The organism is Brevundimonas vesicularis, assembly GCF_032067225.1.
GTDB classification, from domain to species: domain Bacteria; phylum Pseudomonadota; class Alphaproteobacteria; order Caulobacterales; family Caulobacteraceae; genus Brevundimonas; species Brevundimonas vesicularis_F.
This window is the reverse complement of record NZ_DAMBJX010000018.1, coordinates 34,109-55,827: the sequence shown is the minus strand read 5'-3', so window position 1 is coordinate 55,827 and position 21,719 is coordinate 34,109. Positions and strand designations below refer to the sequence as shown.

Genomic DNA, 21,719 nt, shown 5'->3' with positions numbered 1-21,719 from the left:
CGCCGCCGCCCCGGAAAGCACCAAGCCGCGCTTCGCCTGCTGCCGGAAGGCGCACAGATCGCCGATCAAGTCTGGAACGCGCCGGTCACCGACGCCGCCCTGATCGCCCGCAAGATGGCGCTGCATTCCGGATCGTCGGCCGCCGCCCTGCGCGACTTCGGCCCGCACCGCAATGAAGTCGGTGACAGCGCTATCCGCGCCGCCCTCTACGACCTTCAGGCCATGGAAGAGGGCAGGGCGAACGCCGACCTCGACTATCTGATCTCGGTCGCCAAGGGCGATGCCCTGACCGCCTATCTGGCCCGCAAGGAAATCGGAGAGCGCAAGGCTGCTGAATGGCGCCGTGAGCTGACCGTGGCGAAGGCTGCGATGTTCTCGACGGGGATCGCAGCATGAACCCCGACGACTTCTACCGCGATGATCGGCCCGGCGAATACGAGGTCAAGATCGAAGTCCGCGCGACACTCTACGAAACGGTGACCGCCGATAGCCCCGAAGCGGCTCGCGAGAAGGTCATGACGTCGATCGATAAGAACGACATCGACATCTACGGGCAAGACATCGACGAAGCGATGATCCTGTCCTGCCGCAAGACGCCGCCGATGTTCTGCATCACGCGTCCCGGCACCACGGTTACCGGCACCTCGCGCCTTCAGCCCGGTGACGAGCCGCGTTTGCCGAATGACTACGAGCGGAACGCTTATAAACCGGGGGCGCCGGCATGAACCGCATCCGCGCCATCACCGCCCTCAAGGACAGCGTAGGCCCCACGGCCGTTGACGCTGCCATCGAGGCGATACGAGACTTCCGCGAACGCTGGGGACCGACCTGCGAACCTGAAGAGGACGCGCTGACCCGCGAAATCCTCGGGACGCTGATTGAGCTTCAGGTCCGCTCCGTCACCCAGGCCGTCCGGCTGGGCGAGGCCATGAGCCGCCGCCTGAACGCCGCCAACGACGGCGACCCCACCACCCCTGACACAGACCCTTCCGGTTCGGCCCTGGCTGTTCCGGTGAGCATGGGAGCCGCAGCGTGACTGACCTCCGCATCATCCCGGCCGATCCCCGCGACGCCGCCCGAGACACGTATCGCCGTTTCGCCTGCGAAGACCGCCCCGGCGATCCTTGGGCCACGCCTTTCGACGCCAACGCCAAGCCCTTCCGGCTGCTGGCCCTGGTTCCCCGCCTGCTGGCCTGCATGGCGCCCGCCGCCGCGCTGGCCCTGCTGTGGGACCGCCTGCCGTGACCGACACCCTTTCATCCGCAGCCAAGGCCCCGACCGAGCCCAACAAGCCGGTCGGGGAGGGCGCGCCCCAATCCGAGGACACCATGACCACACTGACCGTCGAGCGCGACTATGGTCTGATTTGGGAGGGCGACCGAGCTCCGCTCGCGAAGGCCTTCATCGTTGGCCAGAAGGCCATGGAGGCGGTGAAGAAGGCGGCGACCAACCCTGCCTTCAAGACCAAGTACGCCGACCTGTCCGAAGTCGTCGAGGCGGTTGTGCCAGCCCTGAACAACGCTGGCGTCGGCGTCATCCAAACGCCAGGCTATGACGGCGAATGGGTCTCGGTCGCCACGACCATGATCCACGAGGGCGGCTCTTCGGTCACCAGCGTGCTTCGCCTGAAGCCCAGCAAGACCGATCCGCAAGGCATCGGTTCGGCGATCACCTATGGCCGTCGCTATTCGCTGCTGGCGATGACCGGCGCCGCGCCGGAGGATGATGACGGCAACGCGTCGTCTGGCCCGCGACAACAGCATCAACAGCAACAGCAGCGCGAGCCGGACTTCCCCAGCGCCGCCGCTCAGTACGCCGCCGATCAGCTGCGCATGTGCAAGACGAAGGACCAGTTCACCTCGTTCTGGGAGGGCCAGAAGAACGGCCTTCGCGAGGCGCTGGACGACGGCAATTTCGCCCACGTCATCGGGGTCATGCGCACCGAAGCGAAGCGCTTTGCCGACGCGCCGGCTGAGAAGCCTGCCTCCGACGAAACCCCCTTCGATCAAAAGGAAGCTGCCTGATGTTCTACGTGAACTCCAAGGGCCAAGATGTCGTGATCGCTGACATGGCGTATCCGCATCTGGCCAGCGCCCACGCCAAGCTAGTCCGCGACCAGCGCGATGGCCTGCGCCAGGCCGAGATCAACGCCATGGCAGCGGAACTTCAGCGCCGGGACGAGGCCTTAGCCGCCGAGCAGGCCTCCAAAGCGGAGGATGCGGCATGAGCGCCGAGCCCATTCACCTGTCGAATGCGACGCCGTTCGACCTGATCGCGGAGGACGCGGAGTCGTGGCTGGAAGAAGCCCGCAACTGGGCCGACGGCGCGACCATTGAAACCCAGAAGCAGGCTGACGCCGTGTCGGCTGTGATCGACGCCCTGCGCAAATCGGCCGACGCCGCCGAAAAGCAGCGCAAGGTCGAGGTGAAGCCGTTCGACGATGCCAAGGCGGCGGTGCAGGACAAGTATGCGCCGCTGTTCGCCCCGGCGACGAACAAGACCCCCGGCAAGGTCCACAAGGCCGTCGCCGCGCTGAAGGCCACCCTGGCGCCATACCTGCGCAAGCTGGACGACGAGAAGCGCGAGAAGGAGCGCATCGCTCGCGAGGAAGCGGAAAAGGCTGCCCGTGCCGCCGCCGAGGCCATCCGCAGCGCAGACGCCGCCAACCTGGAGGCCCGCGAGGCTGCCGAAGAGAAAATCCGCGAGGCCGAGGACGCCCAACGCGCCGCCAAGATTGCAGCGAACGACCGCGCCCATGCGACTGGCCGCGAGCGCGCCATGGGCCTGCGCACCAAGCACGTCGGGACCATCATCGACCTGAACGAGGCGGTGAAGTTCTACTGGCGCCAGGACGACGGCCCGTTCCGCCGTCTGGTCCAGAGCATGGTCGATGCTGATGTTCGCGCCGGCCGCCGCGGCTCGATGATCCCCGGCGTGGCGATCACTGAAGAGCGTGTGCTGTGAGCCGGTTCGCCATCCCTTTGAACGCCTTCACCCGCGAGCGCGCCCATGCCTGGGTGGAGAAGGCATGCCGCGAAGGTCTCGGCATGGTGATGGAGGTCCGCGACGGAAAGCGCTCGGACGCCCAGAACGCCGCGCTCTGGTCCTTGCTGGGCCAGATCGTGAAGCAGCGCCCCGAACACAACGGCGTCCAGATGGATGCCGAGACCTACAAGGCGCTCTTCATGCATGCGCTGGGCCGCGAGGTCCGCTTCGTGCCGACGCTCGACGGCACGTCGATGCTGCCGCTGGGCCTGCGATCGTCGAAGCTGACCAAGTCCGAGTTCTCCGACCTGCTGGAGCTGATCCTAGCCTGGACCGCCCAGCACGGCCTGACGGTCGAGCACTTCGACATGGCGCCCGCCAACGACACCGGCGCCCAGCAGAGCGAGGCCGCGTGATGGTCACCGCTCAAGAGCGCATCATCCTGCGCAAGGCCGCCGAGATCAAACGCGCGAAGAACCGCGAGACCCGCCTTCGGATCGCGGCCATGCGGAAGCCGGGCGGCAAGGCCAGCCGGGGCAGGGACCGCGACACCGGCTATCTGGCCTTCCTTCGTCGCCAGCCGTGCGCCTGCGGATGCGGTGCGCCGGCGCCCAGCGATGCGGCACACATCCGCATGGCCAGCCCGGAGCGCGGCAAGCTGCCGACCGGGATGCAGGTCAAGCCGTCCGACCGGTTCGCCGTGCCGCTGAACCGCGTCTGCCACGACACGCAGCATTCGATGAGCGAAGCCCGGTTCTGGTCTGAGCGCGGTCTGGATCCGTTCGAGATCGCTGACCGCCTCTACGTGGAATATCGGGGCGCCTCTTCCTCCAACAGGGAGGGCTAGAGGATGGGCGAGCTTCCCGCTGGACCATTCGGCTGCATCCTGGCTGACCCGCCGTGGTCGTTCCGGACCTACGACGGCAAGTCGGCTGTGCCGACGGTCGCGGCCGATCCTTATGCCACGATGTCGATCACGGACATGAAGGCATTGCCGGTCGCTGAAGTCGCGGCACCCGACTGCGCGCTCTTCATGTGGATCGTCGGCGCCCACCTTCTGGAGGCCATCGACCTCGCCGGCGCGTGGGGCTTCGCCTACAAGACCGACGCCTTCATCTGGACGAAGATGCGCGGCGACACGCCCGATCTGTTCCGCCAGCAGCACAGCATGGGCATGGGCTACTGGACCCGCAAGGAAGCGGAGACGTGCTTGCTGTTCACGCGTGGCCGGCCGAAGCGGCTCGGCAAGGGCGTCCGCCAGATCATCGAGGCCCCACGGCGCGAGCACAGCCGCAAGCCCGACGAGACCCACGCCCGCATCGAGGCGCTGGTCGCCGGTCCCTACCTCGAAATGTTCGCCCGCGAACCGCGTCCAGGCTGGACCGTGTGGGGCAATGAAACCGCCAAATTTGGAGCAGCCGCCTGATGTCTGACCAGACCATCACATCGCCCGCAAACTGGTATCACGAGACACGCCACGACGTATGGAACGGGCCGTTCTCCAGCAGAGACGTCGCCATCGAAATGGGTCGCGACGCTTATGATGACGGAGCACCGTTCAAAATCGCCCGCGGCTATCCGCGCGGCGCCTGGGACGAGATTTTCAACGACTGGCAGGATTTGGCCGATCACATCGACGGTCGGCACGAGGATCAGTCCAATGAGGACGGCTTCACTGCCGAGGCCAACCTCGGAAAGACCGAGCTTCAGCCGCTCTGCGACCAGATCAACGCCCTCTGGAAAGCGCTCGTCGATAAGGAAAAGCCCACCGGCAACATCCTCGACCTGTCCAACTACGAGGACATCCCCGGCACATACGAATGGATCGCGGCCCAATCCAGCGAGGCCACCCATGCCTGAGACCATCACATCGCTGATCGAGAAGCTGGAAGGGGCTGGGTCTGGATCGGCCGCGCTAGATCGTGAGATTGCCCGCCTGTTTGGCTGGCATCGCGTAGAGCCTCGTCATGCCAGCAATAAGCATGGCGGTTGGATCGCGCCGGAAGACTTCATCGGCACATACAGCGACGGATCGCCGAAGCTCGATGGCTTGCGCGGGACCACGATCCACCGTGACCCGTATCGCTTCACCACCAGCCTAGACGCCGCTCTGGGGCTGACCGAGCGGGTACTGACGTTGGGTGCCTGGGACGTCGGCTACTACTACAACAGCGACCGGCCTCACTATGCTCGTCTGGTCATCGTGCGTGACGACGAGGGCCAGCCGGAAATCTACGGACGATCCGCCACCCCAGCCCTAGCCCTCTGCGTCGCCGTATTGCGCGCCCAATCGGAGGCCCGCGCCACCGGAGAAGACAGCCCCGCAAATGAGGGGGAGGGCGTCTGATGCGCATTCTTGACCTGTTCTGCAACGCAGGCGGTGCTGGCATGGGCTATCACCGCGCCGGGTTCGAAGTTGTCGGCGTCGATCTGGAGCCGCAGCGCAATTATCCGTTCGCCTTCATCCAGCACGACGCTTTGACGCTCGATCCGCGCTTCCTGCGATCGTTCGACGCTATCCACGCCTCGCCGCCCTGTCAGGGCTATACCGGCATGAACGCGCCGGGGCAGGTTGGCGCGCCCCGGCTGATCGACCTGACGCGGCGGATGCTCCAGGCCACGGGACGGCCCTACATCATCGAGAATGTCGAGGGCGCGGTCTGGGACATGCGCGACCCGATCACCCTGTGCGGGTCCATGTTCGGCCTAGGCGCTCAAGGCTGCCAGCTTCGCCGCCATCGCCTGTTCGAAAGCAACATCGCCATCAGCGCGCCGTCACCATGCCAGCATGATGCTCGCCCGGTGATCGGCGTCTATGGCGGTCACGCCCGGCGCCGTGCCGCATCGGCCGGAGGACGCGGAACCCGCGACGTGTGGGAGGGCGGACACCGCGCGGCGATGTCGGAGGCCATGGGCATGACCTGGGCCACCTGCGCCGAAATGTCAGAGGCGATCCCGCCCGCCTTCACCGAACACCTGGGCCGCCAACTGCTGGCCCACATCCAATCCTCTCGCCAGGACCAAGCCGCCTGACATGACCCAAGCCCCCACACCCGGCCCGCTGTCGGCTGCGATCGACATGCTTTCTGAGGCCCGTGACTTTATCGACCGCTTCTCCGACGTGCGAGATGGAGACTACGGCGCGCCGGAACCAAACGCCGCTATGGTCATGGTTCACGAGATCAACGCGACCATCGAACAGCTTGCCGCCCCCACCGCTCCGGTCGAAGCGAGCGGGTCGGAGCGGGAGCATGGTCCGAAGTGCTGGGGCAAGACCTCGATCTCTGACGAGATGATGTATTGCTATTGCGGATCGACAGATAGCCCCCCTGGAGAGACGCGGGAGGCGCTAGACCGGCTGAAGATGGCGGCCCACGTCTATGAAGACGACGAAATGGCCGCCGACTGCGCGACACTGGAAGCCCTCCTATCCGCCCGCCCCCTCGCCTTGGGGGGGCAGAAGGGGGATAGCGAAACCTTACGCGTGTTGCTGGACAATCTGGTGATCGCACAAACGCTGTCGAAAGACATTCGCCAGAAAGCAACCGACGAGGCCCGCTCATACCTCTACGACCTACGCCACACCCCCCAACCGAGCGGAGAGACGCGGGAGGCGGTGCGTCTGGCGCTAGAAGACGCTGACGCCTTGGATCGCGTGTCCGAAGAGGCAGACGACAACCAGTGGCAAGATTGGGCGGCAACCATGCGTCAGGCCGCGTCTCGTATACGTCGCCTCGCCCTCCTATCCGCCCGCCCCCTCGCCTCGGGAGGCCAGCAGAGGGTCGGTCTGGCCGCAAGCGAGATCGGAGCGCATATCGCCAAGCGCGACGCTGAATACGAGTCTGCCCTAGCCGACCTGACGATTACGCCCGACGCGTCTAGCCTAGATGAGTTTGGCCGGTCGATCTTCGGCGCGCTGTCCGACTGCCCGGCCATGTCCATCGACAAGCAAGCGGACTTTGTGGCTCGCGCGCTGTGGCCCGCCCTCTCCACCGCCCCCGCCCGAGCCGAGGCCCAGGACGAAGGGGCGGCGGGGGAGCGGTTTCAGGATCGGTGCGGCGCATGGCTTGATGTCTGCTTCGGGCCTGAAAGCCGTATGAACGTCGAGCATCGCAACGCGCGGTTCCTAGAAGAAGCCGTTGAGTTGGTTCAGGCGTCCGGCATGACCGAAGCCGCTGCGGCTGACGTGGTGCGCTATGCCTTCAGCCGTCCACAAGGCGAAATCAATCAGGAAGTCGGCGGCGTGATGATGACGCTGGCGGCCCATTGCCTTGCGACTGGCGTGGACATGACGGCCGAAGGTGAGCGCGAGTTGGCCCGCGTCTGGACGAAGGTTGATCAGATCAGGGCGAAGGAAGCCGCTAAGCCGTCGTTCGCTCACCCATCCCCGCCGCCCGCCGCCGATGAAGACAGGGTGGATGCCGAGCGGTTCCGCGCCTTGATGCGGTGCGGTCGGATCAAGATGCAGGGCTCTTCGGGCGTCGATCCGCACACGCTTGAGCGCAACGGCAACAACGTCCATTTCGGTGCGGAGTTCTGGCCTGAGCCTTACGATCCCGCGAAATGGGAGACGACATACGGCGCTTCGACGCGCTGGGGCCGGGCTTGCCTGCGGCATCTAGCCGACGCGGTCATTGAAACCGAAGCCGCCCTGAAATCGACCGCCGCGAAGGAAGGGGGAGCGGCATGACGGACTTCACAAACGCGCAGCGCGAAATGATTCTCGCAAGCGACCCCGACGACCTGACTGGTGAGGAAGGGTGCGGCGTCGAGCTTTTTAACGGCGCGCATTACGCTACCGCCAAGAACCTTGAGCGGCGTGGATATGGTCACGTCCAAGGTCCGGGAGGCCCGCTTCCCGGCATGTATTGGAATAACTCGACCGGCCTGATCGCACGTCAAGACATTCTTGATGGTGACGCATGACCGACTCTAACGCGAACACGTCGGGGCTGGGAGACGTGGGTCTGAGCGAAACGTATCGCTTCGCCTACGAGAGCATCCGAAATGGCGCGCCCGGCCTGTCTGACGCGACCTGTGCGGCAATCGCGAGGTCGATCAACATGAAGGTGTCGCTCGCTGCCAACGACCGCGCCACCGCAGCCGAAGCCCGAGCGGATAGGCTGGCGAAGGCGTTGAAAGAAACCCGAAATCGAGTTCGGGAGTGGCCGATTGACGATCACGAAACGTGCATGTGCGGGTCTCCTGCCGCCTCGCACGGCATGGGCGATGGTCATTCGCCCGTCTCTCAGGGCGACCACGCCATTAGCATGATTGTCGAGGCCATAAATGAAGCCCTACAGCAGGAGACACACCCGTGAGCAATGAAGCCCCCACCGATGCGCTGCGCCTGGTGCCTAGACGCGCCGTGTTTGATTGGCTCCGCGACGACGTTCCGCTCAACGTGAAAATGACGATTATGCCTCATCACGTTGATGCCCTGATGGATCGATTATCAGCAGCCGCCCCCGCATCGCCGCTGCCAGGGGGCGGGGACTGGGGCGCGATCCGTAACGCGTTCGTTCGCCATGCAGATGCGTTCGTGAAAGCCTCGCGCTACGAAGAGGCCAGCGCAATCGCCGACAAAGCCGCGCGGGAAATCCAAGACCTCATGTCGCCGCTTTCCGCCGCCTCGACAGGTGAGCCGAAATGATCGACCATATCGGTGAGGCCGCCAAAAAGGTCGCCCGCTCCTTCCTCGCCCGCAATGGGAAGGGGGAGGGATGAGCGCGGCGAACGACAATGGCGCCAAGATCGCCTATTCCTACAAGGAGGCTGTCGCCGCCACGGGGACCAGCCGGAACACCTTATCGAAGATGGTCAGCGCCGGCGAGATCCAGGCGCGCCATCGGGGGCGTCGGGTCTTCATCCCGAGAGCCGAGCTGGAGAAGCATTTCGGCCCTATCGACAGCGCGGCTTAGGGCGTGTTTTAGGGCGCCGCTTCAAAACGGCCCTGAAACCCCCGCCACGACTGACGGCTTCTAAACCCTCTCTGTCCGCCACGCCGCTGTCCGCAGGAGCGAGGGTGCAACCCGAAATCAGGGTTGCGGCCAGCCGTCACTGTCACCTGATCCTGGGCACTTGGGCGAAGATTCTCTGTGTGACCCAGGTCAGAAGCCGCAGCAGCACTGGCGCGGTTCTTTCTCGATGGACGCTCACCTGTCACCCCCTGTTTGTCGGCGGGCCTCGTCATTCATGACCGCGCGCTTGTCGGGCTGCTCGCAGGCTTGATGAGGTTTGAGAACGCCTGAGCGTCTCACGCCCCAGAGACTTCGGTTGCTTCACTGTCGCGGGATCTGTTGCGACCCAAGATCCCGAATGACTGGGAAGGCGCGGCGTACCGGCGCAGGCCAACGTCTTGTCGTCCCGAACGGACTACATCGGGTCGGTGGATCCGATCTCCGCCAGCCAGTCGCTCAGGAGATCGTGACGGATCGGACCGTCCGACAGCACGATGTGCGGCTGAGGGCCGACCGGAGGCACTTCGGACGGCGGATAGCCGAAACGTTCGCGGAACAGGCGATTAAAGTGGCTGATGGAGGTGAAGCCGTAGCTCCAGGCGATTTCAGCGATGGAAGGCTTCAGATCGATCCGCTGTCTCAAGGCCTGGCGGGCGTGGTGCAGTCGACGCTCCTGAACGAAACGGTTCACGCCCCCGACCCGTTCGAAAGAGCGATACAGGGTTGCGCGCGACACCCCTGCGGCGGCGGCGATTTCAGCCGAGCCAAAGGCGACGTCTCCGGCGTCCAGTCGGGTTTCGATGAAATCCACCGCAAGGCGCCGCACGGTGCCCTGGATGGTGGATATTTCCGGCGCGCCGATGGACGTCTCAATGCCCGCGACCCGGCCGATCACCAGCATCAGAGACTGGATCGCCGCATCAAGGGCGGCGTCGCTCAGTTCAGCCGCCTCCTGCGCCAGGATTTGCATCTGGCCCCTCACCAGCCTGACGCCGGGCAATTCGGGCGACAGGATCCGTCCGTGCATCTCCGGTCCCAGCAGGGGAGGCGGCGCCAGGTTGCGCGGCACCATGATCGCCAGCAAATCGACCGTCTCCAGCCTGGTCGAGGACAGCCGCCCGAAATCTCGTATCTGCAGGGCGCCCGGCATGGCCTGGGCGCTTCGGCCGTCATATTCGCCGACCGTCGCGGTCCGGTTGATGACCAGGTTCAGACCATCGACGGACGAGCGCCTCAGCAGATCCGGGCCGCGGCTCAGGGTTTGCTGCACGGATCGCCCCGTGCCGATCCCGCCGACCGCGCTGAGGGTGCTGCGCATATGATTGTAGAAGTTGGCCTGATCCTCATCGCTGATGCCCGACACCTCGTAGATGTCGGCCATGGCGATCAGATAGCGTTCCAGCGCGTCGGGCAGGGTGGCGGTGGAAACATCCCAGGCGATCGTACGAGGGTAGGGCACGCGAACTCCTGGATCACGAAAGGAAAGCGCGAGCCATTCCCCTTGATGCGCAGCTCACCGGCCGGATGTAAAGACGCTTGATCTTGCAGAGTTTTGTCAAACCCTATGCGTCTCACCGGCGTGAGACGTACAGGCGTTCCTCGTTCCCCATGCACATGGCATCCGGCGGTCATAAAGGCGTCGGCGGAGGGCCGAACGCCTCTTCGGGGAAATTCAATGGCCAGCCTCTTCAACCTTGCAGGCGTCTCCGCTGTCGCCTGTCTGGCGCTTGCGGCGCCCGCGACCGCACAGAACTACGTCGCCAATCCGAGTTTCGAGAATCCGTCTATCGCGCCGGGGGGCAGCACGGTTGGCGCGATCCCCGACTGGACCGGCAGTCTGAGCGGCCTCTTTCCTTTCGGCATTGGCTACGAGCGCGCCGAGTTGATGACGCCGAACGGCAATCAGTGGGCCTATACGAACGACGGCGTCAACGCCCTCGCCCAGCAGACAACCAAGGCCGTAGTGGCCAATGAGGTCTATGAACTGACCGCCGAGTTCGGGCGGCGCACGGACAATCCGGCCGTTACGCCCAGTCTCGAACTCTGGGTCGGCGGCACAATTACAGAAGGCGGTGTCGTTGGTGGTACGCGTGTCGGCGTCCAGAGCGTCAACCCTGTCGCGGGACAGTTCGCGCCCGCCACGGTGCGGTGGACGGCGCCGGCTGCCGGCCCGCTGATCGGTCAGCGCCTCAGCGTGCGACTGGTCAGCAGTTCGGGCGGCCAGGCCAACTACGACAATGTCAGCTTGACCGCGACGCCGGGCGTCGCCCCCGTTCCGACCCTGTCCGAATGGGCGATGATCCTGTTCGCCGCCATGCTGGGCGGCGGTGCGTCGCTCTACCTCCAGTATCGACGCCGGCTCGCCTGAAAACTTGAGTCTCGAGCCCGCCCCCGTCTGTCGAGGCGTCGGTGACAACACTGTCCGACTGGAAACCGGCTTTGCCCTCTGAGCCGGCTCCCGTTCCCACGATGACCGAATGGGCGATGATCCTGTTCGCCATGATGCTGGCGGGCGGGGCGGCGCTGCACCTTCAGCGTCGGCGTCAGTTCGCCTAGGCTGGTCCAGAATGCCCGCACCGTCACGGGCAGGGAGCGCGTCAATGCCGAGAGCCACGTCGATGCTGAAATCGCCGGCGATCCAGTATCTGGGTCTGTTCCTGCTGATCACCGTGGCATTGTTCAGCGTTCTGGCCACGCCCTGGGCCGAGCGCCTGTTCGTCGCCCCCTTCACCCGCAGCCTGGTGCACGTCTGCGCCCTGCTGATCGATCTGGTCGACGATCGGGTGATCGCAGACGGCGCCATTCTGCGCTTCGATGACGGCAAGGGCGCCGTGCAGGTGCTGGCGGGCTGCAACGCCGTGGAGGTCTGCGCCCTGCTGACGGCCGCGATCATCGCCTTTCCTGGAAAGCTACGATACGGCCTGATCGGCGCGGCTGCGGGCATCGTCGCCCTTCAGACCATCAACCTGTTGCGCATCATCAGCCTGTTGTATCTCTCGCGCGGGTCGCAGGAGGTCTTCGAGTTCTTTCATCACTATGTTTGGGACGCCATGATCGGCCTGGAGGGGTTGCTGATCTTCTTCTTCTGGACCCGGTGGCAGGTGCGGCGCGAGGCCGCCGACCGGACCGCCGCCACGCCGGTCGCGGCATGAGCCGGATGTCGCGTCCAGCCGCCCGCACGCCCGAAGACATCGCGCGTCGCCGTTTCGCGCTGTGGGCCGGCCTGTCCCTGATCGTTCTTCTGCCGCTTTGGTGGATCTGGGGGGCTGATCTGGTCATCGCGGCGCTGCGTCCGGTTGCGGGGGGCGTGTTCCGCCTATTCGGCCTGACCGGAGCGATCGAGCCGATGGCCGGCGGCGGTTGGGCGGTCGGAACGCATCTGACCGAATCGGGCCGTCCCATCACCCTGCCGCTCAGTCAGGAAGCGCTGCGCCGCATGATGCTGGGCTTTCCACTGCTGGCCGCCTTCATGATCGCCCCGCCGCGTGTCGAGAGGGTCTGGCGAATGGCGGCGATCGCCGTTCCGGTCCTGTGCCTCGTCTTCATCCTCTTTCTGGTCCTGGCCGTCTGGGGCGACCTCGCCCCGATGCTGAGCCCAAATTTGGCGTCCGAATCTCTGGGCGTCCGCGTTCGCGCCGATCAACCGCCTTTGCCCGGCTTGCTTGCGCAGGTGGCGATTATCGGACGCTATGTGGCCTATTCGGTCGCACCTTTGCTGACGGCCCTGATCCTGTGGGCCACGCTTAATCCCAGGGCGCTGAAGGCCCTGGTCGCCGAGATCGGGGCGTAGCGCGATCAACCGGGGACGGACCGGTCGCGCAAGTTTCCGTCTGAACGGGTGGGCGTAGGCGGCCGAGCCCGCCCCTCATCTTCGCCGAGCTGGACAGGCCGCCCGTCAGGTGATCCGAAGGGCGCCGTTTCGTCCGAGTTCGGCTCTCGGCTCCATCGCCTCAGACGGCATGCTGACGGCGGTGAAGATAAAGCGCCGCAGACCCCGCCAGAACTACGCCCAAGATGATCATCGCCCATTCGGAAAGAGTCGGGATGGCGGCTGGAGGAGCTGCGACCGACAGCTGCAGCGTACTTTCCTTCTGAATATTGTAATCGGCCAGCGTGCGGCCGTCATCCAGTTCGCGCCCGGCGAACACGAGCCGCATGTCCATCGGATCTATGCTGGTTTGATCCTGGATCAGGATTTTCACATTTTCGATGGAATCGCTCGGTTCCACATCAAGGGTGAGCGTGCTGCTCCCGGTCGCGACAAAAATTTGCATGGCGGCCGCTGGCGAAACGGCGGCCAGGGTCAAGCAGAAGCTTAGCAACAAAACTCTTAATGACTTCAAGGTTCGGTATTCCGTAAACAAAAGATGGCGATGAAGCCGGCGGTTGCGCGATGATTAGAGTTGGGAGCCGTCACAAGGCAAGAGGGACGGCCCAACACTGTCCCTAACCCGTTTGGGAAGACGAGGCTGGATGGCGATAGGCGCGCACACCGCAAAAGGCGCTCGACGCCGCAGCCCTGCAAATACAACGCGCCGCAGGTTCTCTGGCGAGCTGATGCGCGCACCAGCCCGCCGCCGTACCTCTCGATCACGATGGGTGACGCCGCCGCGTAACCTCGACCGGTCAGCTCGCCGCAAGCGTCCGTTTCCAGGCCGGATAGTCGCGGGTAAGCAGGGTTTCGGGCCATTCGCCGACGTAGCGATAGCCGTTGCGGCGTTCGTGCTCGATCTGCATCAGGTCGCGTCGGATGACGGAATCGCGCCCGATGTAGATGGGGCGGCCATCCTCCAGATCGTAGAACCGGGCCCATATGCGCGCGCCCGGCTTGGGGGCCAGGATGCGGTCGCGACGGCCTTGGGCGTCGGTGACGAAGACCTCGGTGGTGTCGGCAAGCGCGACGCTCTCCAGCCAGGCGACGGCGCCGTCCACGGCGGCGACGACGTCGGCACCGGGGTCGGGCAGGCTCATCAGGAAGCGCACGATGCCGACGCTTTCCTGGCCCGACAGGGACGGGGGCTCGAAACGACGCGCCCAGGCGGGCGCCAGGGTCTGGGCGTCATGCTGGGCGCACCAGCCGGTCAGGACGCCGTCGCGCCGCACCTGCGTCGTCAGCAGGGTCTCGACCCCGCGCGCCACGGCCTGACGCGCCCGCTCGCGCCGCGCTTCATCGACGAAGCCATAGGGCGCTGCGCCGTCGCCCACATCGCGCAACAGCTCCATCACATGGACCATGGCGTCGTCGTTGTAGGTGATCTGGTCGTGATAGCCGCCGCGCAGCGGATAGAACTGGGCCCAGCCGCCGTGGGGCTGTTGCGCCGCCAGCAGATAGTCGAGACCTCGGTCGAAGGCGGCGCGGCTTTCGGCGTCCCCGGCCGCGATCGTTCGCGCCAGAAAGGCCAGCGGCTGGGTCGTGCCGCCATTGTCGATCGTGTTGTTCAGCGCCGGGTCCGCATCGGGGCGGGGCGGGACGAACAGGTCGGTGTTCTTGGGCCAGCCGCCTTCGGCCGATTGATGCTGGATCACGATCGCGGCGAGGCGTCGCGCTTCGTCCGATCCATACCAGTCGGCCGGACGGCGAATGGCCGCGCTGTTCCAGGCGACGGCGGGCGAGGCGGCGACCGGTTCCTGCGCCAGCGCCGGCGCTGGCGTGACGCCGGCCGCGAACGCCAGGACGCCGAGGATGAGGACCGTGTGCTTCATCGAGAGCCTTTCGGGTTCGGCAAGAAGAAGGGGACGCCGATGTTTCGCGGCGTCCCCTGAAGGGACAGCGTCCCGGGAGAAGTCAGCTGTCGATCGTCGTCATCAGAACACGAACCGCGCGCCGACGAAGTACTGGCGGCCGGTCGAGCCATAGTTGTTGACCACCGGATCGGCCTGATAGGCCCAGCGCGTATCGGTCTGATTGGTCAGGTTCAGCGCCTCGGCGGTGAAGGTGACATTGTCCGTCAGCTTGTAGGTGAAGGACGCATCCACGTTCAGCGTCTCTTCCGAGCCGATGAAGTCGTTGATCAGCGGCGAGTCGCACACGCCCGGATCGCAACCGCCCGACGCCAGCGGATAGGTGGTCTGATAGGCGGCGCGATAGGCCGAGGAGACACGCGCGCTCCACTTCTCGACCTCATAGAAGATCGTGGCGTTGAACGACTTGGGCGAGGCGCCCAGGAAGGGCGCCGTACCGGTCAGGTTGCGGGCCGGGTCCAGGATGTATTCCAGCTCGGACTCGATCTGGGTGTAGTTGGCCTGGATGCCGAAGCCGTCGAACGGCGCGGGCAGGAAGGTGAAGTTCTGCTGATAGGCGATCTCGAACCCGTCCAGCTTGCCGCCCGGCGCATCGTTGTATTGACGCACCTGGAAGGGCAGGTCCTGGTCGATGTAGGCCCGGCGGCTGTCGGAGGCGACGTCGGTCAGGCCGTCATAGGCGGCGCGCAGATTGGCGATCTGCTCGGCGTCGAAGATCTCGCTCAGCTTGCCTTCGCGCAGCACCACCTGCGGGAAGCTTTCGATCTCCTTGTGGAACACCGCGACCGACAGAATGGCGTCGCGGGCGAAATACCATTCGACGTTGAAGTCCAGGTTGGATGCGCGGAAGGGCTTCAGCTTGGTGTTGCCCAGGGTGATCGCCGCGTTCGAGCCGTCGAACTGCGCCGGGTCGGCGCCGATGCCGACCGGAACGGTGAAGGCCGTCACGCCCGGCTGCAGGGCCGTCATCTGCGGGCGGGCCATCACCTTGGCCGCCGCGAAACGCAGCATCAGCTTGTCGTTCAGCTCCCACACCAGGTTCATCGACGGCAGGGTGTCGTTGTACTGGTTGTCGTTCTCGACCGGACGGCCGCTGGGCGAGCGTCCGCGGGAATCGATCTTGGTCTCGGCGCGGCGCAGACCGGCGTTGCCGCGCAGCTCGCCCATGAACAGCGGCACACGGAAGTCCATCTGGCCATAGTAGGACAGGCTGTCCTCATCGACCCAGAAGGTGTTGACCCCGCCGTTGCGCAGGTCCGACAGACGCCAGTCGCCCCAGGCGTTGATGCAGTCGCAGTCGAAGCCGAAGCGGTTCTTGAAGGCTTCCAGATTGGGCGCAAAGAAGCTGGTCGGCGTGCCTTCGGGCACGTTCAGCCCGTCGCCCCAACTGACCAGCTGTCCCATCTGGCCGACGGTCGTGGCGGCCGCCAGTCCGGAGCGCACGCCCTCCAGCAGCGACGGGTTCATCGTGTCGCTGATCAGCCGCTCGTAGCGCGTGTAGTAGAAGTCGAACTTGCGCTTGCCGATGCCGAACTTGAACGTGAAGTCGTCGTTCAGGTCCCAGACGAAGTCGGCCTTGGCGGTCCGGTAGCCGTTCTCGGTGATGGTGCGGTAGTTGCGAATGGCCGAATAGCCCTTCACGAAGTCCCAACTGTTCGGATTGGCCACGTCGAAGCCGAACTTCATGATCGGCATATCGCCGCCTTCGCGGTCGTCGTAGACGAAGTAGTCATTGCCCGCGACGCCTTGGCCCGAATCGAGCCGGATGAAGTCGACCAGCAGGCCGGTGTTCTCATTGGTCGACTTGGAATCGCCGACCAGCAGCGACATGCGGAAGGTGTCGCTGAACTCGTGCTCGATGTTGATCGAGTTCTGACGGAATTCGGTAGTGTAGCCGCCCTGATCGACCGCCGAGCGGAAGTCGACATTGCCCAACACCAGATAGTTGGCGTTGGCGCCCGTCTCGCTCAGCCCCGCATCGATCAACCGCACCGACGGACGCCCGATGAACGCGCCGCGCATGGCCAGATACTGGGGGTGCGCGACGTAACCGACCGACCCCGGCTGGTTGTAGTAGTCGTAGACGTCCAGGTTGTTGGGATTGAAGCTGCCCGTTCCGGCGGCCAGGTTCTGGTTGGTTGCGCCGGGCGCCGTGGTGAAGATCGGGGTTGAGCCGTACAGCGACTGGCCGCAGTCGATGGCGTCGCGGAACTCGGTCGCGGCCTGAGTCGCGCAGTTGGCGTAGGCGGCGCGGCGGTTGGCGTAGGAGTTGTTGGTCGCGCTGGTCGTCGGATAGGTCTGGTAGCTGAACGCCGTGGTGGTGCGGTTGCCGTTGGTGTTGTTGCGGTTCAGACCCACCGGTCCGATCTGATAGTTGGTCGAGATCTGCGTCATCTTCGAATACAGATTGTCGAAGTTGATCGTGGTCCGCTCGGTCGGACGCCATTGCCCCGACAGGGTCACCCCCAACCGGTCCTGCTCCACGTCGCGGTGGTTCAGCGTCGCCAGAGCCGGAATGCGCACCAGCGAGCCGCGCGTCGCGCCGCCGTTGATCAGATTGTAGGCGGCCGGGTTGGAGCCGATCAGCAGATTGCGCGCCTCCGGATTGGTGACGCGGGGCAGGGCGGTGGCGGGATTGGTGCCGATGGGCAGGGCAAAGCCCTGGTGATCGCCGGCCGCGTTGGTCCCCACATTGTTGAACGTCGCGCCGCGATAGGTGTAGTCGAACGAGCCGACCTGACGCGAATAGCTGTCGATGGCCTGGGTGCGCTCATTGTAGGCGACCGAGCCCAGCAGTCCGAACTCGCCGATCTTGCTGGTCCAGCGGTCGGACGCCAGCAAGGCGAGGCGCGGATTGTGAGTGCCGCCGTTTTCGTAATAGGCGTCCTGAAGCGTCAGGGCCAGGCGACGTTCCTTGAAGTCGAACGGACGCCCCGAGATCAGATCGACCGTGGCGCCCAGCGAGCCCTCGTCCGTCTGGGCGTCGGCGGACTTTTGAACCTTCAGTGAGTTGAACAACTCGGAGGCGAAGGTGTTGAACTGGAAGCCCCTGTCGCGACGCAGGGCGCCGTCGGCGTTGCTGGCGCCCGAGGTGGACAGGGTCTCTAACCCGTTCAGACGCACGCGGGTGAAATCGCCGCCGAGGCCGCGCACTGAGATCGAGTTGCCCTCGCCGTTCTCGCGGTCGATGGACACACCCGGGATGCGTTGCAGCGATTCCGCCAGGTTGGCATCCGGGAAGTCGGCGATGTCCTCGGCGTTTATGACGTCGACGATCGTGTTGGAGCGGCGCTTTTCGGTCAAGGCGCTGGCCAGCGACGCCCGGATGCCGGTGACGACGATCTCACCCACTTCGGTGGCGTCCTGGCTCTGGCTCTCTTGAGCTTGAACCGGGGCCGCGAACAGCATGGCCCCCACAACGAGCGCCGCTGGCGAAACGGCCGCGCGCAGGTATCCCGTATGTTGGTTCCGCATAGTTCCCTCCGCTCTTGTCGTGCTCCGTGCCTCTTGGCGGGCCAGATGCCGACAGTCCCCTGTCCCTCGAAAGCCGAGGAACTCCAAAAATCTCGTGATGAGATCGACGCGTCCTAGGCGTCAATGTCACCGGTGTCATAAAACGAAAACCCGTGTTTCGCCACACCAAAATGTTCTCGCGTATTACAGCGCCTTGAACTTGAAATTCTTGAACCGAGCTTCGCCCTCGCCAGCGGCGTAAATGCCGGGGCGCAGCATCATGAAGCCGCCACGGACGTTCTGATTGTAGCCCGAGACCTCCATGCCCCGGTCGAACCGGTTCCAAGTCACGCCGTCGCTGGAGGTGTCGAAATAGACGTTCTGATAGGCGTTGGTCAGGCGAATGAACATGCGTCGTCCATGCGGATTGGCCGGCCGTCCCCGCTCGATCCCATACTGGTGGGTGACGTAGCGGGTCGCGTCGAAGCCGAGGCCGGCATACAGCGCCCGGTCGTAGAACAGGATCAGGCCCGCCACCGCGCCGGGGTCGATCTCGATCTCGCATTCGATCTGATAGGCTTGTTCGCCCTGGACGAAGGTCAAAGGCGAACAATCGACCGGCGCCTTGCCCTTGGCCTTCATGTGCAGCACGCCGTTCTCGCGGCGCAGGCGATCCTTCTCGTTCGGTTGCGGGTCGTAGAAGCTCCACTGGATGCCGAACTTGTCGGTCGAGAAGTCGTCCGACAGCGCCATGCCGTGCGGCACGGCCTCGCCGCCTCGGGGCTTGGCGATCGGCTGGGACAGGTCGCCGCCCTTGGCGCGGAACCAGCCGTCGTCGGTCCACTCGATGGGGTCCAGCAGGGTCTGGCGGCCCAGGCTCCAATAGGCGTTCTCATAGCCGTGATAGACCATCCACCAGTCGCCGTCGGTCGGTCCCTCGACCAGGGTGGCGTGGCCGCGCGACCACCATTTCTCGGCGCCCGAGGCGGTGCGGACGATGGGGTTGTGCGGGCAGTCCTCCCACGGGCCGTTGATCGACTTCGACCGGGCGGCGATGACCATGTGGCCGGTCGGCGGCCCCGCCGTGCCGCCGATGGCGGTGATCATATAGAAATAGTCGCCGCGCCGTAGCAGCTTGGGCCCTTCTTGGGCGAAGCCTTCGACGATCCAGTCGTCAGGGTAGCGCCAGGCGTTATAGACGCCCTGCTCGACCGGGCCGTCGGTGGCCAGGCCGTCATCGGTCAGCTTCACCCGGTCGCCGCCGTTCAGAAACAGGTAGCGTTTGCCGTCCTCGCCGACGATGTGGCCAGGGTCGATATTGGCCGGGATCTTCAGGTCGATGGGTTCGCTCCAAGGGCCTTTGACCTTGTCCGCCCAGATGACGTAGTTGGAGCGGTATTCCGGGAACCGCGCGGGGATGTAGCAGTAGAATTTACCCTCGTGCTTGATCAGTTCCGGCGCCCAGACCGAGCCGATGTTCTTCGTCAGGGCCGCGACGACCGGCTGCCAGTTCACCAGGTCGCGCGAGTGCCAGATGTGGATGCCGGGCACCGACTCGAACGACGAGAAGGTCATGTAGTAGTCGTCGCCGTCCTTCAGGATCGACGGATCGGGGTGGTCGCCCGACATGATGGGATTGAGGAAGGTGCCGTTCCCCAGATCGGCCATCCGCTGGCCCTCGATGCCGCGACGCCATTTCATGCTTGCCCATTCGCGACCTAGGGGCGCGGCCTCCTCGTTCGTCTGGGCGAAGGCGGCGCGGACGGGCAGGGCCGCAGCGGCGACGCCTCCCAACAGGCCGGTCAGGGCGGCGCGGCGGTCGACGGATTTCATGGGCGTTCCAGTTGTCGTGGTCATTTGGAGTGGCAAGCGAAGGCGATGATCGCCCGAAATGACACCGATGGACAGAGTGGGATATCGGATTAGTTTTTGCGATCTGTTAGCGGGGAATGGACGCGAGGTCATGCCCCGTCGGATCATTCGCAACGGTCTGGGTTATCTCGCTTCCGCACGAACGCTATCTCGGGCCGCACGAGCTGCGGATCCGGGCGATGAGCGTCTGGCCGCGCGCCACAGAAATCGCGACCTGACACTTCAGCCGTTCGGGCAAACAGGATTGCTTTGAACGCCCGGTTGGAGGCTTGGCCGGTACGTTGCCTGATCTGCGATGGCGCCCAATCATGTGGGCAAAGGTCGCTCCTAGGCCGCCAAGGCCGCCGCAGATGACGCCAGCCACTCCAACTCGTCGCCGTAGGGATGGCAGTGCGCCAGGATGTGGGTTTCGCCGGTGGGCCAGGCCGTCAGGCGCAGCTCGACGTGGCTGCGGTCGCGGGTCCATTCGAAGCTGATCCAGAGCAGCGGGTGGTCGGCGTCGGCGCGGCGGCCGGCGGTCGAGAGCAGCGCCGTGATCTGACGCCGGTCGTCGTCGCTCAGATATTGCAGCACCATGGTGTGCATGACGACGCGGCAGCGCCCAACCGCCTGCGGCTCGGCCAGCCGGTCGGCCAGCCAGGTCACGGCGTCGCCCTGATCGATGCGCGGCGGATGATCGGCGGCGATGCGCAGGGCGTTCTCGAGGCGTTGGGTGCGCGCCGGCTGATCCGCCCAGGCGAAGGCCAGCAGACGTTCGCGATGCGCCGGGTCTGCGGCATTCAGCGGGTGCAGATCGACGCCGCGCGCCGCCGCGATGGAAACCGGGCCGGCCTTCGGCGACGCGCCCTGCCACAGGGGCTCGATCTGCACGTTCGAGAATGGATCGCCGGCTGACGCCGACCCCAGAGCATAGGCGTAGCGATGCAAGTTCAGGTTCAGACCGCAACTGGAGCCGAGCTCGAGCAGCTCGAAGGGCATGGCGCAATCCAGAGGGGCGGCCATCAGCGCGCTCATCAGCGCGGCGGCGCGCGCCACCTCGTTCGTTTGCGGCGGATGCAAGATCCAGTCGGCGATGTATCGATCGTTCCGGGCCAGGGCGTCGGCCACAGCCGCGTCGAAGTCGGTGTGTTCTCGACGATAGAGGCTGGTCAGGGCGTAGGACCGGCCCGCGCGCGCGAGGGCATGCAGGGCGCCGTTCAAACGTAGAGCCAAGGCGGCTGCGGCTTGATCTCCCGACCAGTCATACAGCCGTGCGGCGGTGAGCGGCGCATGCGACAGCTGCCGGCTTGCGGCTTCGAGAACGCCGGCGACGAAGGGTGACCCCATGGCGCGGCAGCGGTCGGCCTGGGCCGCGAGTTCCTGGGTGAAACGGTCGGCGACGGGGCAGATCATCCAGTCACCAATCGCATCGTCGCGCATTCCGAATAAAACGAACTGTTACTTGTGTGTCCCCGGCCTGAAGAAGTATTCGCCCGGGGGTTGCGACCCGGCGTTTCTTGAAGCACGGACGGGAAGGGTGACTTACCTATGATCACCTCGCTTAACAGCGCATGAATCTCGCGAAATTTGGGTCCGGTCGATGTAAGCGCCCGGGCGTCGGCAGCTTAACTATCTTTTTAGTCGTTCCGTCATAGGGGTGGATAGTCACCTGAAAAACAGGGTGTTTTGCGTAGCTCGAACAAGGATCGGGCTGTGCGCAGTGGCGTC

Annotated in this window: 28 protein-coding genes; 22 read left to right on the top strand and 6 right to left on the bottom strand. The window is 65.0% G+C overall.

Annotated elements, in window-relative coordinates; genetic code table 11:
- The 18 genes from RT123_RS06630 to RT123_RS06545 all read left to right on the top strand — a co-directional run.
- The coding region (locus tag RT123_RS06630) for a hypothetical protein (RefSeq protein WP_313008446.1) at nt 1-396 on the top strand (396 nt) is incomplete at its 5' end.
- Complete coding sequence (locus RT123_RS06625; RefSeq protein WP_313008445.1) at nt 393-725, top strand: hypothetical protein; 333 nt, start codon at nt 393-395, stop codon at nt 723-725. The genes RT123_RS06630 and RT123_RS06625, both read left to right, overlap by 4 nt.
- Entirely contained in the window at nt 722-1,036 is a 315-nt protein-coding gene (locus tag RT123_RS06620; protein ID WP_313008443.1) for a hypothetical protein, read from the top strand. Before RT123_RS06625 ends, RT123_RS06620 begins: the two co-directional genes overlap by 4 nt.
- On the top strand, nt 1,033-1,245 hold the full coding sequence (locus RT123_RS06615; RefSeq protein WP_313008442.1) for a hypothetical protein: 213 nt from the start codon (nt 1,033-1,035) through the stop codon (nt 1,243-1,245). The genes RT123_RS06620 and RT123_RS06615 overlap by 4 nt, the downstream gene beginning before the upstream one ends.
- The gene (locus RT123_RS06610) at nt 1,242-2,024 is read left to right on the top strand and encodes an ERF family protein (protein WP_313008440.1); all 783 of its coding nucleotides are present in this window, start codon (nt 1,242-1,244) and stop codon (nt 2,022-2,024) included. The genes RT123_RS06615 and RT123_RS06610 overlap by 4 nt, the downstream gene beginning before the upstream one ends.
- Nucleotides 2,024-2,227 carry a hypothetical protein gene (locus RT123_RS06605; RefSeq protein ID WP_313008439.1) on the top strand — a complete coding sequence of 68 codons (204 nt, stop codon included), beginning with the start codon at nt 2,024-2,026 and terminating at the stop codon, nt 2,225-2,227. Before RT123_RS06610 ends, RT123_RS06605 begins: the two co-directional genes overlap by 1 nt.
- Nucleotides 2,224-2,964 (top strand): hypothetical protein, encoded by a 741-nt coding sequence (locus tag RT123_RS06600; protein WP_313008438.1) that lies wholly within the window; start codon nt 2,224-2,226, stop codon nt 2,962-2,964. The genes RT123_RS06605 and RT123_RS06600 overlap by 4 nt, the downstream gene beginning before the upstream one ends.
- Nucleotides 2,961-3,401, top strand: coding sequence for a recombination protein NinB (locus tag RT123_RS06595; protein ID WP_313008437.1), 441 nt, complete (start codon nt 2,961-2,963; stop codon nt 3,399-3,401). Before RT123_RS06600 ends, RT123_RS06595 begins: the two co-directional genes overlap by 4 nt.
- Entirely contained in the window at nt 3,401-3,832 is a 432-nt protein-coding gene (locus RT123_RS06590; RefSeq protein WP_313008436.1) for a hypothetical protein, read from the top strand. The genes RT123_RS06595 and RT123_RS06590 overlap by 1 nt, the downstream gene beginning before the upstream one ends.
- Before the next feature lie 3 nt (nt 3,833-3,835).
- A complete protein-coding gene (locus tag RT123_RS06585; RefSeq protein WP_313008435.1) occupies nt 3,836-4,411 on the top strand; it encodes an MT-A70 family methyltransferase in 576 nt (191 codons plus the stop codon).
- The gene (locus RT123_RS06580) at nt 4,411-4,845 is read left to right on the top strand and encodes a hypothetical protein (protein WP_313008434.1); all 435 of its coding nucleotides are present in this window, start codon (nt 4,411-4,413) and stop codon (nt 4,843-4,845) included. The genes RT123_RS06585 and RT123_RS06580 overlap by 1 nt, the downstream gene beginning before the upstream one ends.
- A complete protein-coding gene (locus RT123_RS06575; RefSeq protein WP_313008433.1) occupies nt 4,838-5,332 on the top strand; it encodes a hypothetical protein in 495 nt (164 codons plus the stop codon). The genes RT123_RS06580 and RT123_RS06575 overlap by 8 nt, the downstream gene beginning before the upstream one ends.
- The gene (locus RT123_RS06570; RefSeq protein ID WP_313008432.1) at nt 5,332-6,018 is read left to right on the top strand and encodes a DNA cytosine methyltransferase; all 687 of its coding nucleotides are present in this window, start codon (nt 5,332-5,334) and stop codon (nt 6,016-6,018) included. The genes RT123_RS06575 and RT123_RS06570 overlap by 1 nt, the downstream gene beginning before the upstream one ends.
- Nucleotide 6,019: 1 nt before the next feature.
- Nucleotides 6,020-7,675, top strand: coding sequence for a hypothetical protein (locus tag RT123_RS06565; protein WP_313008431.1), 1,656 nt, complete (start codon nt 6,020-6,022; stop codon nt 7,673-7,675).
- Nucleotides 7,672-7,911, top strand: a complete 240-nt coding sequence (locus RT123_RS06560) for a hypothetical protein (protein ID WP_292079822.1) — start codon at nt 7,672-7,674, stop codon at nt 7,909-7,911. The genes RT123_RS06565 and RT123_RS06560 overlap by 4 nt, the downstream gene beginning before the upstream one ends.
- A complete protein-coding gene (locus tag RT123_RS06555) occupies nt 7,908-8,306 on the top strand; it encodes a hypothetical protein (RefSeq protein WP_313008430.1) in 399 nt (132 codons plus the stop codon). The genes RT123_RS06560 and RT123_RS06555 overlap by 4 nt, the downstream gene beginning before the upstream one ends.
- Nucleotides 8,303-8,638, top strand: coding sequence for a hypothetical protein (locus tag RT123_RS06550; protein WP_313008429.1), 336 nt, complete (start codon nt 8,303-8,305; stop codon nt 8,636-8,638). Before RT123_RS06555 ends, RT123_RS06550 begins: the two co-directional genes overlap by 4 nt.
- A 70-nt stretch (nt 8,639-8,708) precedes the next feature.
- On the top strand, nt 8,709-8,906 hold the full coding sequence (locus RT123_RS06545; protein ID WP_313008428.1) for a helix-turn-helix domain-containing protein: 198 nt from the start codon (nt 8,709-8,711) through the stop codon (nt 8,904-8,906).
- 454 nt (nt 8,907-9,360) lie between these two features.
- Here the strand turns inward: RT123_RS06545 and RT123_RS06540 are convergent, their stop codons facing one another.
- The gene (locus tag RT123_RS06540) at nt 9,361-10,404 is read right to left on the bottom strand and encodes a helix-turn-helix transcriptional regulator (protein WP_313008427.1); all 1,044 of its coding nucleotides are present in this window, start codon (nt 10,402-10,404) and stop codon (nt 9,361-9,363) included.
- A gap of 216 nt (nt 10,405-10,620) precedes the next feature.
- Here RT123_RS06540 and RT123_RS06535 point away from each other — a divergent pair, with 216 nt between their 5' ends.
- The 4 genes from RT123_RS06535 to RT123_RS06520 are packed head-to-tail and all read left to right on the top strand — an operon-like array spanning nt 10,621 to nt 12,735.
- On the top strand, nt 10,621-11,313 hold the full coding sequence (locus tag RT123_RS06535; RefSeq protein WP_313008426.1) for an IPTL-CTERM sorting domain-containing protein: 693 nt from the start codon (nt 10,621-10,623) through the stop codon (nt 11,311-11,313).
- Nucleotides 11,314-11,354: 41 nt separating this feature from the next.
- The gene (locus tag RT123_RS06530; protein WP_313008425.1) at nt 11,355-11,501 is read left to right on the top strand and encodes an IPTL-CTERM sorting domain-containing protein; all 147 of its coding nucleotides are present in this window, start codon (nt 11,355-11,357) and stop codon (nt 11,499-11,501) included.
- Between the two features lie 44 nt (nt 11,502-11,545).
- Nucleotides 11,546-12,097: an exosortase H gene (gene xrtH / locus RT123_RS06525; RefSeq protein ID WP_313008424.1), complete on the top strand. Its 552-nt coding sequence runs from the start codon at nt 11,546-11,548 to the stop codon at nt 12,095-12,097.
- A gap of 5 nt (nt 12,098-12,102) precedes the next feature.
- A complete protein-coding gene (locus RT123_RS06520) occupies nt 12,103-12,735 on the top strand; it encodes an exosortase H-associated membrane protein (protein ID WP_313008423.1) in 633 nt (210 codons plus the stop codon).
- Nucleotides 12,736-12,895: 160 nt separating this feature from the next.
- On the opposite strand, the gene RT123_RS06515 is transcribed toward RT123_RS06520, so the two are convergent.
- From RT123_RS06515 to RT123_RS06495, 5 genes are all read right to left on the bottom strand, one after another.
- Nucleotides 12,896-13,252 carry an IPTL-CTERM sorting domain-containing protein gene (locus RT123_RS06515; RefSeq protein WP_313008422.1) on the bottom strand — a complete coding sequence of 119 codons (357 nt, stop codon included), beginning with the start codon at nt 13,250-13,252 and terminating at the stop codon, nt 12,896-12,898.
- Nucleotides 13,253-13,571: 319 nt separating this feature from the next.
- Complete coding sequence (gene pelA / locus RT123_RS06510; RefSeq protein WP_313008421.1) at nt 13,572-14,648, bottom strand: pectate lyase; 1,077 nt, start codon at nt 14,646-14,648, stop codon at nt 13,572-13,574.
- Between the two features lie 102 nt (nt 14,649-14,750).
- The gene (locus tag RT123_RS06505) at nt 14,751-18,161 is read right to left on the bottom strand and encodes a TonB-dependent receptor domain-containing protein (RefSeq protein ID WP_313008420.1); all 3,411 of its coding nucleotides are present in this window, start codon (nt 18,159-18,161) and stop codon (nt 14,751-14,753) included.
- 183 nt (nt 18,162-18,344) lie between these two features.
- Nucleotides 18,345-19,973 carry a family 43 glycosylhydrolase gene (locus tag RT123_RS06500; RefSeq protein WP_313008419.1) on the bottom strand — a complete coding sequence of 543 codons (1,629 nt, stop codon included), beginning with the start codon at nt 19,971-19,973 and terminating at the stop codon, nt 18,345-18,347.
- A 366-nt stretch (nt 19,974-20,339) separates the two neighbouring features.
- The gene (locus RT123_RS06495; protein WP_313008418.1) at nt 20,340-21,404 is read right to left on the bottom strand and encodes a DUF2332 family protein; all 1,065 of its coding nucleotides are present in this window, start codon (nt 21,402-21,404) and stop codon (nt 20,340-20,342) included.
- Nucleotides 21,405-21,719 lie beyond the last annotated feature (315 nt).